The sequence below is a fragment of the Fimbriimonadaceae bacterium genome (assembly GCA_019638795.1).
GTDB lineage: Bacteria > Armatimonadota > Fimbriimonadia > Fimbriimonadales > Fimbriimonadaceae > JAHBTB01.
Genome location: JAHBTB010000002.1, coordinates 233,594 through 247,333, shown reverse-complemented (window position 1 = coordinate 247,333; position 13,740 = coordinate 233,594). Strand labels below are relative to the sequence as shown.

12 protein-coding genes are annotated in these 13,740 nt (G+C 64.6%); 6 read left to right on the top strand and 6 right to left on the bottom strand.

Annotated features, from left to right (window positions below):
* Positions 1 to 32 precede the first annotated feature (32 nt).
* Positions 33 to 902, top strand: coding sequence for an ATP phosphoribosyltransferase (locus KF857_04600; GenBank protein MBX3111268.1), 870 nt, complete (start codon positions 33 to 35; stop codon positions 900 to 902).
* 54 nt (positions 903 to 956) lie between these two features.
* Positions 957 to 2,957, top strand: coding sequence for a S9 family peptidase (locus KF857_04595; GenBank protein ID MBX3111267.1), 2,001 nt, complete (start codon positions 957 to 959; stop codon positions 2,955 to 2,957).
* A gap of 1 nt (position 2,958) precedes the next feature.
* On the opposite strand, the gene KF857_04590 is transcribed toward KF857_04595, so the two are convergent.
* Genes KF857_04590 through KF857_04570 form a run of 5 tightly spaced genes read right to left on the bottom strand, consistent with a single transcriptional unit; the run spans position 2,959 to position 7,838 of the window.
* Positions 2,959 to 3,996 (bottom strand): DUF1611 domain-containing protein, encoded by a 1,038-nt coding sequence (locus KF857_04590; protein MBX3111266.1) that lies wholly within the window; start codon positions 3,994 to 3,996, stop codon positions 2,959 to 2,961.
* 4 nt (positions 3,997 to 4,000) lie between these two features.
* Entirely contained in the window at positions 4,001 to 5,029 is a 1,029-nt protein-coding gene (locus KF857_04585) for a dipeptide epimerase (GenBank protein ID MBX3111265.1), read from the bottom strand.
* Entirely contained in the window at positions 5,026 to 5,703 is a 678-nt protein-coding gene (locus KF857_04580; GenBank protein MBX3111264.1) for a hypothetical protein, read from the bottom strand. Before KF857_04580 ends, KF857_04585 begins: the two co-directional genes overlap by 4 nt.
* Before the next feature lie 39 nt (positions 5,704 to 5,742).
* The gene (locus KF857_04575) at positions 5,743 to 7,470 is read right to left on the bottom strand and encodes a long-chain fatty acid--CoA ligase (protein MBX3111263.1); all 1,728 of its coding nucleotides are present in this window, start codon (positions 7,468 to 7,470) and stop codon (positions 5,743 to 5,745) included.
* Positions 7,467 to 7,838 carry a hypothetical protein gene (locus KF857_04570; GenBank protein ID MBX3111262.1) on the bottom strand — a complete coding sequence of 124 codons (372 nt, stop codon included), beginning with the start codon at positions 7,836 to 7,838 and terminating at the stop codon, positions 7,467 to 7,469. Before KF857_04570 ends, KF857_04575 begins: the two co-directional genes overlap by 4 nt.
* Between KF857_04570 and KF857_04565 the strand changes: the two genes are divergently transcribed.
* Complete coding sequence (locus KF857_04565) at positions 7,837 to 10,056, top strand: hypothetical protein (GenBank protein ID MBX3111261.1); 2,220 nt, start codon at positions 7,837 to 7,839, stop codon at positions 10,054 to 10,056. The two genes, KF857_04570 and KF857_04565, sit on opposite strands and share 2 nt — an antisense overlap.
* On the opposite strand, the gene KF857_04560 is transcribed toward KF857_04565, so the two are convergent.
* Positions 10,043 to 11,353, bottom strand: coding sequence for a DUF58 domain-containing protein (locus KF857_04560; protein ID MBX3111260.1), 1,311 nt, complete (start codon positions 11,351 to 11,353; stop codon positions 10,043 to 10,045). The genes KF857_04565 and KF857_04560 overlap by 14 nt on opposite strands.
* A gap of 18 nt (positions 11,354 to 11,371) precedes the next feature.
* Between KF857_04560 and KF857_04555 the strand changes: the two genes are divergently transcribed.
* From KF857_04555 to KF857_04545, 3 genes are all read left to right on the top strand, one after another.
* Positions 11,372 to 12,115, top strand: a complete 744-nt coding sequence (locus KF857_04555; GenBank protein MBX3111259.1) for an RDD family protein — start codon at positions 11,372 to 11,374, stop codon at positions 12,113 to 12,115.
* 244 nt (positions 12,116 to 12,359) lie between these two features.
* A complete protein-coding gene (locus KF857_04550) occupies positions 12,360 to 13,445 on the top strand; it encodes a DNA replication/repair protein RecF (protein ID MBX3111258.1) in 1,086 nt (361 codons plus the stop codon).
* Positions 13,442 to 13,738 (top strand): DUF721 domain-containing protein, encoded by a 297-nt coding sequence (locus KF857_04545; GenBank protein MBX3111257.1) that lies wholly within the window; start codon positions 13,442 to 13,444, stop codon positions 13,736 to 13,738. The genes KF857_04550 and KF857_04545 overlap by 4 nt, the downstream gene beginning before the upstream one ends.
* Positions 13,739 to 13,740: the final 2 nt, after the last annotated feature.

The following is a 13,740-nucleotide window of genomic DNA, read 5'->3' as shown; positions in this document are numbered from 1 at the left end:
GCGACCCCTCCCATGGGTACCTTGTGGCCGACATGCGACTGCGGCTCGGACTTCCCAAGGGCAGCCTGGAAGAGGCGACCTACAGCTTGTTCGGCCGGGCCGGGTTCACCATCCGCACCGCCAGCCGAAGCTACCAGCCGATCATCGACGACGAGACGATCGAGCCGGTCTTGCTCCGGCCCCAGGAGATCCCTCGCTTCATCGAAGACGGCGTCATCGACGCGGGGCTGACCGGCCACGACTGGATCACCGACTGCCAGGCCGACCTCCACGAGATTTGCGAACTGCGCTACTCCAAGCTGACGAGCAACCCCATCCGGGTGGTCCTCGCCGTCCACGAGGACAGCCCGTACCAGACAGCGAAAGACCTCGCCGGGCAGACCGTCGCCACCGAGTACGTCCGCATGACCCAGCGGTACTTCGCCGACCATGGCGTTGACGTCAAGGTCGAGTTCAGTTGGGGGGCTTGCGAGGTCAAGGTCCCCAGCCTTGTCCCCGCCATCGTCGTCAACACCGAGACGGGCTCCAGCCTGCGCGCCCACAAACTTCGGATCATGGACACCCTTCTCACGTCCACCACCCGGTTTGTGTGCAGCCGTTCGGTATGGGACGACCCAGAGAAGAGGGAGAAGCTCGATTCCATGGCGATCCTGCTGACCGGCGCGATCAACGCCACGAAGTTGGTGGGGCTCAAGATGAACATCCCCGTCGCCGAGAAGGACGCGGTCCTTGCCGTCTTGCCGTCGCTCAAGAACCCGACCCTTTCGCAGCTCAGCGACCCTTCCTGGCTTGCCGCCGAAGTGATCCTCAGCGAGCGGGAGGTGCGTGACCTGGTCCCGGCGCTGAAGAAGGCCGGGGCGACGGGCATCGTCGAGTACCCGCTGAACAAAGTCATCCTGTAATACCTTCCGTCCCGAGGTCGGGGCCGCCGGACCCGCCAAAGGTAAAGTCCGGCGATGGCCCGCCGCGCGATCAAAGCCGAGGACTTGGCGCTCTTTCAGCTTGTTTCCGACCCGCAAGTGTCTCCGGACGGTAAGACCTTGCTGGTCACGAAATCGGTCGTCAACGACAAGAACAAAGTCGTCAACAACCTGTTCTTGGTCGACGTCGCCACGGGGGCGGTCAAGCAGCTCACCCAGGGCGAAGGCGGAGCAGGCCACGGGCGTTGGTCACCAGACGGCAAGAAGGTCGCGTTTGTCTCGGGCCGAGAGAAGCCGACGGCGCAAATCCACCTGATCGCGGTCGACGGTGGCGAGGCGGCGAAGCTGACCCAGTTCCCCGAAGGAAGCGTCGGCGCGTTCAAGTGGTCGCCCGACGGCAAGCACCTCGTCGTCTCCTTCCGCGAGACCCATCCGGACCGCACCACAAAGGCCGCCAAAGAGCGGGAGGAGAAGGGCCTGAGCACGCCTCCCTGGGTCATCGACGACGTCTGGTACCGCGAGGACGGCGACGGCTACTTTGGCGGTCAGCGCTACAAGTTGTACTGCGTCGACGCTGAGACCGGCAAGCACAAGTTGCTCTATGACGAAGCCTCGATGGGCGACTATGGCTTTGATTGGCTCCCCGACTCCAGCGGGCTGATTGTCAGCCACTCGGCGGAGAAGGACCCCGTCTTGACCCCGCCCGACGACCAGCTGTACCACGTCCCGCTCAAGGGCAAGGCGAAGATGCTGAAAGGGCTCCTCGCCGGGAACAAGTTCATGCCTGTCGTCTCTCCCGACGGGACCACGGTCGCATTCCTCGGGGACCACGACAAGTCCGACCCGTGGGGTGTCCGGAACATCCGGCTCTACACCGCCCCCGTAGAGGGAGGCGACCAAAGGTGCCTCACCGACAAGGACGACTACTGCCTGGCCACGATGACCCTTACCGACACCAGCGCGGCGGGCGGGGCCTTCTTGGAATGGACCCCCGACGGCAAGGCCCTGACCGTCATGGTCGGGTGGCACGGCTCCGTCCAGGTCGGCCAGGTCGACGCGAAAAAGGGCGGAGTCAAGCTCCTCACCGAGGGCGTCCACACCCTCCACGTCGGGCCCAGCAGTAAGGACGGTTCTGTCCGGGGACTGGCCGTGGCCGACTTTGGCAGCCTGACCGAAGCAGGTGTCTTGGTCGGCGGCAAGGTGAAGACGCTCACCCACTTCAACCAGGAATACTTTGAGAAGGTGAAGGTCGCCCCCGTCGAAGAGATGTGGCTTGACTCCACCGACGGCGTCAAGGTCCACACCTGGGTGGTCAAGCCGGCCGACTTCAACCCCAAGAAGACGTACCCCTGCGTCATCGAAGTCCACGGCGGACCCCATGCCCAATATGGGACAGCCTTCTTCCATGAGTTCCAAGTGCTCGCCGCCGAAGGCTACGTCGTGGTCTTCAGCAACCCACGGGGCAGCAAGGGATACGGGGAAGCCTTCTGCGCGGCGATCCGGGGCAAATGGGGCGACAAGGACTGGGCGGACGTCCAGGCTGTCACCCACTGGGCCCAACACCAGCCGTTCATCAAGAGCGGCCAGGTCGGCATCATGGGCGGGTCGTACGGCGGCTACATGACCAACTGGGCGGTCGGCCACAGCGACGCTTATCGCGCCGCGATCACCGACCGCTGCGTCTTCAACTGGCTTTCCGCCGGCTGCAACAGCGACTATCCACTCAACCGGGACGGCTACTTCGGCGGCAAGTCTTGGGGCTCGTACAAGGACATCGAGGTCTTGTGGGACCAATCGCCGGTCAGCCACTTCGACAATGCGGACACGCCGATGCTCATCATCCACAGCGAGGGCGACTTGCGTTGCAACGTCGAACAGGGGGAGCAGGTGTTCGCGATCTTGAAGACCAGGGGCGTCGAGACCCGCTTTGTGCGCTACCCGTCGAGCACAAGCCACGGCATGAGCCGCAACGGACCGCCCGACCTGCGGGTGCACCGGCTCGGGCAGATCGTCGATTGGTGGAAGCGCTTCTTCTGATCTAAGGGCCGCTTGTCGCGACACCCAGGGCGTCGACGATCCGTCCGGCCCCGTCGCGCAAGACGTCGACGACGGGGATGCCCAACCGGTCTTCCAGTTCCCGGGCATGGGCACCGGCCTCCTCACGGGTCAGAGAGCCAGGGTTGAGCGCGACGGCGACGGTGCGGGGTCGGGCGAATGCGACCACCGCCTCGGCGAGGTCCTCCACCAATTGGATGGCTTTCTCGACCGGAGGCACTTTCACCCACGGTTGGCGGGGGATGACTTCCATCCCCGCCCGGTGGCACATCACAAGGTGGGTGGGCATGGACCCGCGGAGAAGAGGGAGCGGCGCGGTGCTCGCCGGGTGGCCAAGGGAGCCTTGGCCCTCGATCACAATCAACTGCTTGTCCATGTGCCGGGTCACCTCGCGCTCGACGGACGCCGCCGCATAATCGACGCGGACCGCGTCAAGAGGCACACCCGCCCCGCTGACGACGATGCCGATTTGGCCGGTGGCGACGAACGCCGACGAGATCCCCCGTGACTGCGCCTCACGCAGGACCTCCAGGCCGGTCGTCATCTTTCCGACCGCCATGTCGGTGCCGACCGTCAGCAAACGTACCCCGTTGTGCAGCCGTGCCTGGCCACTGGCCGAAGACAGGCCCGGCGGCTCCTGCCTGACGTCCCAGACCCAACTTTTCGCGCCAGGATAGCGCGGCGCCAGCCGCTCATGGAGCCCGTTGACAACGTTCAACCCAAGGCTGACCATTTGGTCAAGGACCGGTCGCCATGATTCGGGGACGAGCCCGCCCGGAGGCGCGATGCCGAGGACGACGGTGTCCGCACCCAGGCCTGCCGCCTCCGCGACCGTGGCGACGACGGGGACACGGCGCGGAACCCCGGTGAGAGGGACGCTGTCTTCGCCGGCGTGCCGGCAGTCCACCAGGCACACCACGTCGTTGGGGCTGTAGCGCAGGACGCCGACCGCCATTTTGGCGGTCTTGTCCTCGAAGCCACCTTCGCAGTAGAGGGCGAGCCGGTTTTCGGGCTTGAGCACGGGTCTATGAATCTACCAACTCGACGCCCAAACCGGGCCGGTCGCTGGGCATGACGAGTCCGTTTTCGACGGTGAGGCCGACGGCAGGGTCCGGGGCCAAGTTCAAATGGGAGTCGAGGTCGATGTGGTCGAACAGCGCCCCGATATGGGCTCCCGCACCAATGCTCACCGAACTCTCCCCCATGCAGCCGATCATCGTCCCCAGCCCGTGGGCCCGCGCCACCGCGACCAACCGGAGCGCCTCGGTGAGGCCTCCGGTCTTCATCAGCTTCAGGTTCACGCCGTCGCACCGGTCGGCGAACCGAGCGACGTCGGCGGCGACGCGGATGCTCTCGTCCAGGAAAATCGGCAATTTACGGGAAGCGAACAATTCGGGAAGTTGATCTTCGGCCCCACGCACCAGGGGCTGCTCGACATAGTCGCAGCCACATTCGGAGAGCCAATCGACCATGTGCTTGGCGTCGGCGAGCGACCAACCACCGTTGGCGTCGACCCGCAACAGGGCACCGTCGGCCACAGACCGCGCCGCCTCGTAGGAGGCTTTGTCGGCTTCGATGCCGGCAGGATTGCCCAGCTTGATTTTTAGAGCCCGGCCGTTATTGTCTTTCAGCAGCTCGGGAACGCGCTCCAACACGACCTCGGGCGTCTCGATCCCCATCGTGACGCTTGTCGGCACCGTCGGCTTGCCGAGCCCGAACAACCGGTAGAGCGGCATGCCCGCTTGCTTGCCGAGCAAGTCCCACAAAGCGATGTCCAGGGCGGCGACCGCGCCGGCGTCGATCCCGGCGGCCACCGCCTTTGCGTAGACGGCATGGATGCTCAGGCCTTCGATGTCGCCGAGACCCTTCAGCTGCTCTTGGGCAAGGGCGGCCAAGGTCTCGTCGAAGCCTGTCCCGGGAGCGCATTCGCCGACCCCGGTGTGGCGGCCGTCGGACACGGACACGTAGAGGTTGGTCGAGCCGGTCGAAAGACCGCGACTGATGCGGAGGGGGAACTTCTTGGTGACCTGGACGGTGCGAAAGGACAGCGTCACTTGCGCGCGGCTCCCTTGAGCGAAGCTTCGATAGCGTCCAGCTTCAGTTTGGCGGCCCTACGGGCAAATCCTCGACAAAGCAGTGCGGTCAGAGAGGCGGCGACAAGAGTGAAGAACAGGTTCTCTGGCGAAGGCCCGCCGTAAAAGTAGCGGTCTGCAATCAGCTTAGAGACGATCCCGAGCCAAATGGGAAACGTGACAAATCCCGTAAGCACCGCGGGCCAGTTGTACGCCTTGGCCGAAAGGGTCGTCACGCCGTTGGCCTGGACGACTGAGATCTCGCCATAGCCCGGCCCCAGTGCCGTCTTGGATGTCCAAACCGAACGCTGGCCGATTGGGGTCGCCCACATCGCCTTGCCCCCACCGATGGCGGTCAACAACGCTTCGATATGCGAAGCAGAAGCTCCCCCCTGCCAACTCCGCTCCATCTCTGTCCGATAGAGTGTGACGATCTCGCCGGCAGCACCCCCTGGCGCATGCTGGGGTTGGTCGGCCAAGCGCTCGGCAAGGGCCTTTTCCAGAGCGTCCGGATCGATACGGAGTTCGGTGGCAACTTGGCGCAACTCGTCGAGGCTCACCGTGCCCGGCTCACCCTGGATCTCCAAGGCACGGCGGATGACTTGTGCGGCTTCGTCCTCGCCCAGTCGCTTCAGTTGCTGTTCCAACACGTTCACCCAGATTGTAGTCCCATCAGGAGGCTACGGGGCATCGCCTCAACCGCGTTGCATACTCTTGACCTCGTCGGCGTAGAGATCCTTGACGACCTTCCGCCGCACCTTCAGGCTCGGGGTCAACTCGCCGCCCTCCACCGAGAAGGCCCGGCCGAGCAAGACGTGCTTCTTGACCTTCTCAAAGTCAGCGAGCTTCTTGTTCGCCTTGTCGACCTCGCCCTTGAGCAGTTCCTTCACGGGAGGCAGCGTCACCGCTTCGGCGAGGTCGGCGGCCTTGAGTCCTTGCTGGCCCAGCCACGTCTTGAGCCGGTCAAAGTCGGGCACGACCAGCGCGCAGCAGTACTCCATCCCGTCGCCAAAGAGCACGACCTCGTTGATGTAAGGACTCTCCTTCAGGGCGTTCTCCACGGCCTGAGGGGCGACGTTCTTTCCATTGCCCAACACCAGGAGGTCTTTTTTGCGGTCGGTGATCTTGATCCGCCCGTCCTCCCATTCACCGATGTCGCCGGTGTGGAACCAGCCCTCGGCGTCGATCGCCTCGGCGGTGGCCTCGGGCAGGTTGTGATAGCCCGACATCACCGACTGGCCACGGATGAGGATCTCGCCGTCTCCGGCCAGTGACACCTCGACACCTTGGATGGGTTCGCCGACCGTCCAGTACCTGCTCCGGTCGGGGTGGTTCAGACAACTTGCCGCGGTCGTCTCGGTCAGGCCATAGCCCTGAAGGACGAGGAGGCCGAACGCCATGTAGAACTCGGCCACGTGGGTGGGCAAGGCGGCACCACCCGAGACAAAGAACTTGATATGGCCGCCGGTCTTGGCCCGGATCTTCTTACCCACCAACGCGTCGGTCAGGCCGAACAAGGGGGCAGGCTTGCCCTTGGCCCGGGCCACACCTTGCTCCAAGGCCAGGTTAAAGAGCCATTTCTGTAGCGGCTTTTGCTTTTCGACCCCGTCTAGGATGCGCGACTTCATGTTCTCCAAGAACCGGGGGACGCACAGCATGACAGTGGGCTCATGCTTGACCATGTCGCCAGCGAGCGAGGCGAGACTGCCCGCGTACACGATCCGCGCCCCGACGGATACCGGCAAGATGTGACCGGCAAACCTCTCGTAAACATGCGACAAGGGTAGGAACACCAAGAAGGTGTCGGTCTCATCGACGGGGAGCGAACTCTTGATGTTCTCACACAAAAAGACGAAGTTCCGATGGCTGAGCACCGCCCCTTTGGGTTGGCCGGTGGTGCCCGACGTGTAGATGAACGTCGCGGTGTCGTCGAGTCCGACGGCGTCGATCCGCGCCTCCCAAGCGGCCTTGTCCATTCCGGAACCTTGGGCAGCGTCAAGGAGTCCTGGCTCACCGTCGGAGGGGCGCAGGTAGACGGCTTCCCGGCCCGGCAGCTTCGGGGCCAACCGACTTTCCAGAAGCACGGAAACCTTCGCGCCGCAGTCGTCAGCGATGTAGGTGGCTTGGTCGGGCGGCAGGGTGGGGTAGATCGGCACGGTGACGACACCCAGCGAGAGCGCCGCCCAGTCGGTCAACGCCCACTCGAAGCACGACTCGCCGAGAATGACAAGCCGGTCGCCTTTCTGGAGGCCTAGGGAGTCCAGGGCCCGGGCGTACTCGAAGACTTTGTCGTACAGCTCACGATATGTCGTCGCCTGGTCTCTCCCTTTGGCGGTGACCAAGTGACTTGTGCGGTCGGCGTACTCCTGACAACGGTCACGGAGCATGTCGCCGAGCGACCGGGCGCGGAGTTGTCCCGTCATTTTTCGACCGGAAGGCCGCGGCCTGTGTACTCCGTCCACCCGCCCCGCAGGCTGGCGACGTCGGTGAACCCCATCTCCTGAAGCACCTGGGCGGCCAAGGCGCTCCGGTGCCCGCCCCCGCAATAGAGCACGATCTTTTGCGAACGGTCGGCCAAGTCCGGGTCCCGTTTGTAGTGCTCCAAGTCGGCACGGACCTCGAGAAAGCCCCGGGGGTAGTTCCTCGCCCCGGGAATGCGCCCGGCGGCAAATTCATCGGGTTCCCGGACGTCCATCAGCCAGTAGTCCGAAAGGGCGGGCAGGTCGTCGACGCCGACCTCCCGGACCACCTCCAGGGCTGCCTGGACATAATCGTGGAGGGACTTCGCCATGACGACCAACATTACCCTTCTCAGCCTGGCTCTGGCGGTGTCGCCATGGGGGCAATCGAAGCAGATGGACGAGATCAAGGCGACCCTGGACAGACTGCCGAAGCTCAGTGAGGCGACCGTGGCCACCGGCGACTGGCTGGTCAAGAACCCCCGTGAGCTTGCCAAGGCGTACCACGGCCCCGGCCCCCTCGACGTCACGCTGGACAACGGCCTCGTCCGCCGCACATTCCGACTTGGCCCAGGCGTGACGACTTACAGCCTGCAAGAACGGACGGGCGGCCACGAGTTCCTCCGCGCCGCTTCGCCCGAGGCGACGTTGACCCTCAACGGCACAAAGGTGCCGGTCGGCGGGATGACCGGACAACCCGACCGGGCCTACCTCACCCCGTCGTGGCTCGACGCGATGAGGCCGGACCCCGAGGCGTTCCAGTTGCTCAGAGTCCAGTTCACCGTCCCGGAGAAGCCGTTCGACTGGACCCCCAAGGGCCGCCCGGCGGCGGGCCCATGGCCACCGCGCGGCTGCGCCTTCACCATGTCCTTCACCCACCCGCGGCATCCCGGGTTGTTGGTCGACGTCGCCTACGAACTGTACGACGGCGCCCCCGCGATGATGAAGAAGCTGGTGCTGCGCAACGTCGGACAGGCCCCCGTCCGGATCGACGGGTACCAAAGCGAAGTCTTGGCCCTTGCCGAGGCACAGAGCGAGGTCGACACCCCGGCGGGCTGGACGTACCCGAACCTCGAACTGTTGAGCGACTACTCGTTCGGCGGCATGGCCGGGGGCGAAGCCAACCGGGCCCGCAAGTGGAGCGAGGACCCCGCGTACACCACCCAGGTGAACTACCGCCTGCAGACCCCGTGCCTGCTGACCAGCGAACCACCCGTCGGACCCGGGGTGATCGTCCCACCCGGAGGCAAGTGGGCGAGCAACCGCTCGTTCCTCTTGCTCTACGACACGACAGAGCGGGAGCGGCGTGGCCTCGCCCTCCGGCGCGCATACCGGCTCCTTGCCCCGTGGACGGCGGAGAGCCCGATCATGCTCCACCTGACCACCACCGACGACGCGAAGGCCAGGGCCAGCATCGACCAGGCCGCCGAATGTGGGTTTGAAATGGTGATCTTCTCCTTCGGCAGCGGCCTTGATATGGAGAATTTTTCCGAGGACAACTTGTTGAAATTCAAGAAGTTGGCCGACTATGGCCACGAACGGGGGCTCAGGGTCGGCGGCTACTCCCTGCTGGCCAGCCGGCGGATCGACGACCGCAACGACGTCATCAACCCCAAGACGGGGAAGACCGGCGGGGCGATCTTTGGCAACTCCCCGTGCCTGGGCAGCGAATGGGGTGAGGAGTACTTCCGCAAGGTGCAGACATTTCTCCAGCGGACCGGGTTCGACCTCCTGGAGCATGACGGCAGTTACCCGGGCGACCTGTGCGCCAGCACCAACCACCCGGGCCACCAGGGCCTGGAGGACAGCCAGTGGACGCAATGGCGGCAGATCACGGGCTTCTATGCGTGGTGCCGGGCACGGGGGATCTATCTCAACGTCCCCGACTGGTACATGCTCGCGGGCTCGAACAAGACCGGGATGGGTTACCGTGAGACCAACTGGAGCCTGCCCCGCGCCCAACAACACATCCACAACCGGCAAAACCTCTTTGACGGGACCTGGACCAAGTCGCCGACGATGGGCTGGACCTTCGTGCCGCTCACGGAGTACCAAGGTGGAGGCGCGGCGGCGACGATCGAACCGCTCAAGGACAACCTGGCCGACTATGAGCGGCACCTCATCAACAACTTCGCCTACGGCGCCCAGGCCTGCTACCGCGGCCCGAGGCTCTACGACGCGCCCGAGACAAAGGCGGTCGTGGTCAAGTGGGTGCAATGGTTCAAAAAGCACCGCGAGGTGTTGGAGGGCGACATCATCCACCTCCGCCGCGCGGACGGGAGGGACATCGACTACGCCCTGCACGTGAACCCGCGCGGCGGGGAGAAGGCGATGCTCGTGGTCTTCAACCCGACCGACGCGGCGGTGAAGCGGGAGATCAAAGTCCCCTTGCACTATGCGGGTCTGGCCGGAAAGGCGTCTGCGTCCGTCAACGACGGCCCAGCCAAGGCCGTGGCGCTCGACGCCCTTGAAACCGCCAAGGTGGTCGTTGACGTCCCCGCCGGAGGGTTCAGCTACTTGACCTTCAGGGCGCCGGTCAAATCAGGCTGAGTTCTTTCACCCGCAAGTAGGCGCCGACGAGGGCGGACGCGAGGTCTTGCGGCTCGGCCTCAAGGGTGTGGAACCCAGCGGCGCGCAACACCGACTCGGCCTTCTTGCGGTCGGCGGCGTACCACAGGGCCGCCGTCCTCGCGTACATGTCCCGGTCGTCCTGCACCCGCAGGGCCCGAAGTTCGCGTAGTTTGGGGTCGGCGACCCGGACGACCATCAGCAAGTGGCGCCGGTGGATCGGCCCCAGGGAGCTGACCAAGTCTTGGGCCTGGTCTTCGTTCTCGGCGTCGGTGAAGACGACGAGCAGGGACCGCTTCTTCCACCGGTTCGCGAGGTAGGTGAACGCGGCGGCGTAGTTCGGCTGGACGGGTTCGGCCTGGGCGTCGTGGACGCGGTCGAGGATCGCCGCGACCTGGGCACGGCCTTTGCGGGGGGCCGCATAGGCCTTGATGACGTCGTTGAAGGCGAGGAGCCCGATCTGGTCGCCCTTACGTTCCGCGGTGTGCATCAGCATCAGGGCTGAGTCGAGGGCCAGGTCGAGTTTGCGGACGCCGTCGACCTCTGCCATCATGTGCCGCCCGAGGTCGACACACACGATCACCGCCTGGTTCTTTTCGGTCTCAAAGTTCTTCACGACCAGCTTGCCGCGCCGGGCGCTGGCCTTCCAGTCGATCGTCCGGTAGTCGTCCTCGTTGTAGTCGCGCAGCGACTCAAACTCCTGGCCCAGCCCTTTGTGGCGCGTCCTTCTGAGGCCAAGCATGTTGAGCTTGCCGCGCTGCTTCAGGAGGTCAAACTCCTTGACCGCCTTGACATTCGGATAGACCCGCACGGTCTCTTGGGTGGGCAGCACCTTCTGCACCCACGCGAGCCCTAGCGGGGCGAGATAACGGACGTGGGTGCCGGCGAAGTCCTGCTCGCCCCGTTCCCGGGGGACGATCGTGTAGCTGACCTCCTCGGGGCGGTCGGGCGACAAGGTCATCTTGAAGTCGGTCTGGCTGGCCTCTGCCGAGCCCGGAGGCTCGTCACGCACCTCGGCGACCACCGGTGCTTGGCTGGTGTTCTCCAGGGACAGCTTCACCGCATTGGGCACGCGGACACTGAGGATCGGGTCGCTTTCCCGCTTCACGACCAGCGGGTCGCCCTTCTTTGCGACGAGACCCGTGATGAGCAAGAGGCCGAAGATGCCCACGTCGTAGGGCAGAACGAACTTCTCGAAACCAGGCACGACCGCCCCGACCAAGGCCATCGGAATGCCCAAGGCGACCAGGGCCCAAAAGCGTTTGGTCGGAACGATCATGCGTGTACGATCATACACGTGACCGACCAGCATATGGTTTTGACCCCCGAGAAGGTCGTGGTCAGCTACCGTCTGGCGAGCCTGGGGACCCGGATCATCGCCCACCTCATCGATGTGGGCCTCGCCCTCATCTTGCTCTACCTGGTCGCCGTCGCGGCGGCTTTTGGCCTCGCCGCAACTCCGGAGCTTTCCGGGGTCGCCATCGCCCTCATCTTCACGTTTGGCCTGTACCTCTACTTTGCCTTGCTGGAGGGACTGTGGGGTGGCAAGACGATCGGCAAGAGCCTTATGAACCTGCGGGTGATGATGGTGGACGGCACCCCGGTCACCTTCCCGGCCGCCGTCTTTCGCAACCTCCTTCGCATCGGCGACTTCCTCCCCGGCCTCTATCTGGCCGGGTTCCTTTCGATCTTCACCAACCCGCGGAGCCAGCGGATCGGAGACATCGTCGCCGGAACCGTCGTCGTCCACGAACCGCGGAACCTCTACTCGTTCACGCCGGCGCCGCACCGTTACGGCGTCCACCGCTTCGAGGACACCGTGGGCGACCTACGCAAGATGACCCTTCAGGAGTACTTCGCGATCAAGCGGCTCTGCGACCGATTCCCCGAACTCCCCGCCCAAACCCAGACGGAAAGCCTCCGTGACATCTGGTTTCCCTTTGCAAACCGCATCGGGGTAGAACCGAACCCCAACGTCCATCCGCTCTACCAGATGGAGGCCGTCGTGATGAAGTACGGCCGTATGCACAAGCTGGTGTGAAACCAGGGGAAAGAGTGGGGGACCGATTGGAGAACCGGGCGACGGGGAGAAACCCCGCCAAACATGATCATTTCCCACATGCTTTTCCACTTGGGCAAGGCTGGCTGCTCGGACCGTTTCGAACCAGAGTGCCGGGCTCTTTGAAGGTCGTCATGCTGGCGTCCATCTGGTTTTCCACACGTGCCAACACCCTAATAAGAACAACAGGTTTGATAAAGAACACCCGTTTGAAGAGAGAAGCGTTGTGGACGGCGTGACGGTCACGTCGGCGCGCTACCAGGACTTCCGCAACTTAGGCGCGGTGGTTTTGAACGCGGACCGAGGTGTCAACCTCATCGTCGGGCCCAACGCCCAGGGCAAGACGAATCTCTTGGAGGGGCTGTACCTCCTCTCCACGGGACGCCTGTTGCGTGGGTCGCGCGAGGCCCAGGCGGTCCGACATGGAGAACTTCGTGCTGGTGTCGAAGCTGACTTGGCCCCACACGGCACGACCATTCGCGTCGGGATCGAACCTGGTACACGCAAGCGTGCCTTGGTCAACGGAGTGGCCCTACCCCGGGCCGCCGATCTGATCGGCCGCCTACCATCGGTCAGCTTCAGCTCGCAAGACCTCGCCGTCGTCTCCGGTGAGCCTGCCGACCGCCGTCATCTCCTGGACACCGAACTCAGCCAGGTCTACCCCGCCTACCTCAAGCACCTGACGATCTACAAGCGGGCGCTGGAGCAGCGCAACGCCCTCCTCCGGCGTGCTCAGGAGAGCTACGTGGACTCCACTGCGTTTGAAGTCTGGGAGGACCAACTCGCCCACCACGGTGAGGCCATGCGCGGACACCGCTCCGCGTGGGTCGCGGAACTGGCAGGACTGGCGTCCGAACGTCACGCGGTGCTTGGGGACGGCGAAGTGCTCTCTTTGTCGTACCGGCCCAACGACGAAGGCGACCTCGCCAATGCCCTTGCCTCTGGCCGAGGCCACGACGTCCACCGTGGTTCGACGGGTGTCGGCCCGCACCGCGACGACCTGAACATCTTCGTGGGTGGGGCCGAGGCGCGTCATTTCGGCAGTCAGGGCCAGCAGCGCACCGCTGTCGTCGCGATCAAGCTTGCCGTCCTCGCTCTCGCCGTGCGCACGTTCGGTTTCCCGCCGATGTTGCTCTTGGACGACATCTTCTCCGACCTGGACGACCGGCGTCGCGCCCACCTGATGGAGGTCGCCTTCGACGCGGGCGGCCAGGTGTTCGTCACCTGTACCGAGGCTGAACAAGCGGGTGCAAAACTCCTGCGCACGGCCAAAGTCTTCCGGGTACGATCCGGACGGCTGGAGGAGGAATGAAGAGGCTCTCGGACGTGTTGTCTGGCGCATTGCCAAGCCCTGAACTCTTGCGGGCTGCGCGCGCCCAAATGGTCATGCGGCGCTGGGAGGAGGCGGTCGGCCCCTTCCTCGCGGAAAAGTGCGTTCCCGACCGCTATGACCACGGCACTCTCTGGGTCGCCGCCGCCGGATCGGCCTGGGCCCAGGAACTGCGCATGCGCCGCCTGCAGGTCACCGAGGTTCTCAACGACATGGCTCGCGAGAACCTGTTCACCGACCTACGCGTCGGCGTGCGCCCACCCCGTCGAGACTAGAA

Bases quoted from the DNA above. Each gene is read 5' to 3' on its own strand.
- KF857_04600 (MBX3111268.1), top strand. From the start codon at position 33: ATGCGACTGCGGCTCGGACTTCCCAAGGGCAGCCTGGAAGAGGCGACC.
- KF857_04595 (MBX3111267.1), top strand. From the start codon at position 957: ATGGCCCGCCGCGCGATCAAAGCCGAGGACTTGGCGCTCTTTCAGCTT.
- KF857_04575 (MBX3111263.1), bottom strand. From the start codon at position 7,470: ATGACGGGACAACTCCGCGCCCGGTCGCTCGGCGACATGCTCCGTGAC.
- KF857_04565 (MBX3111261.1), top strand. From the start codon at position 7,837: ATGACGACCAACATTACCCTTCTCAGCCTGGCTCTGGCGGTGTCGCCA.
- KF857_04570 (MBX3111262.1), bottom strand. From the start codon at position 7,838: ATGGCGAAGTCCCTCCACGATTATGTCCAGGCAGCCCTGGAGGTGGTC.
- KF857_04560 (MBX3111260.1), bottom strand. From the start codon at position 11,353: ATGATCGTTCCGACCAAACGCTTTTGGGCCCTGGTCGCCTTGGGCATT.
- KF857_04545 (MBX3111257.1), top strand. From the start codon at position 13,442: ATGAAGAGGCTCTCGGACGTGTTGTCTGGCGCATTGCCAAGCCCTGAA.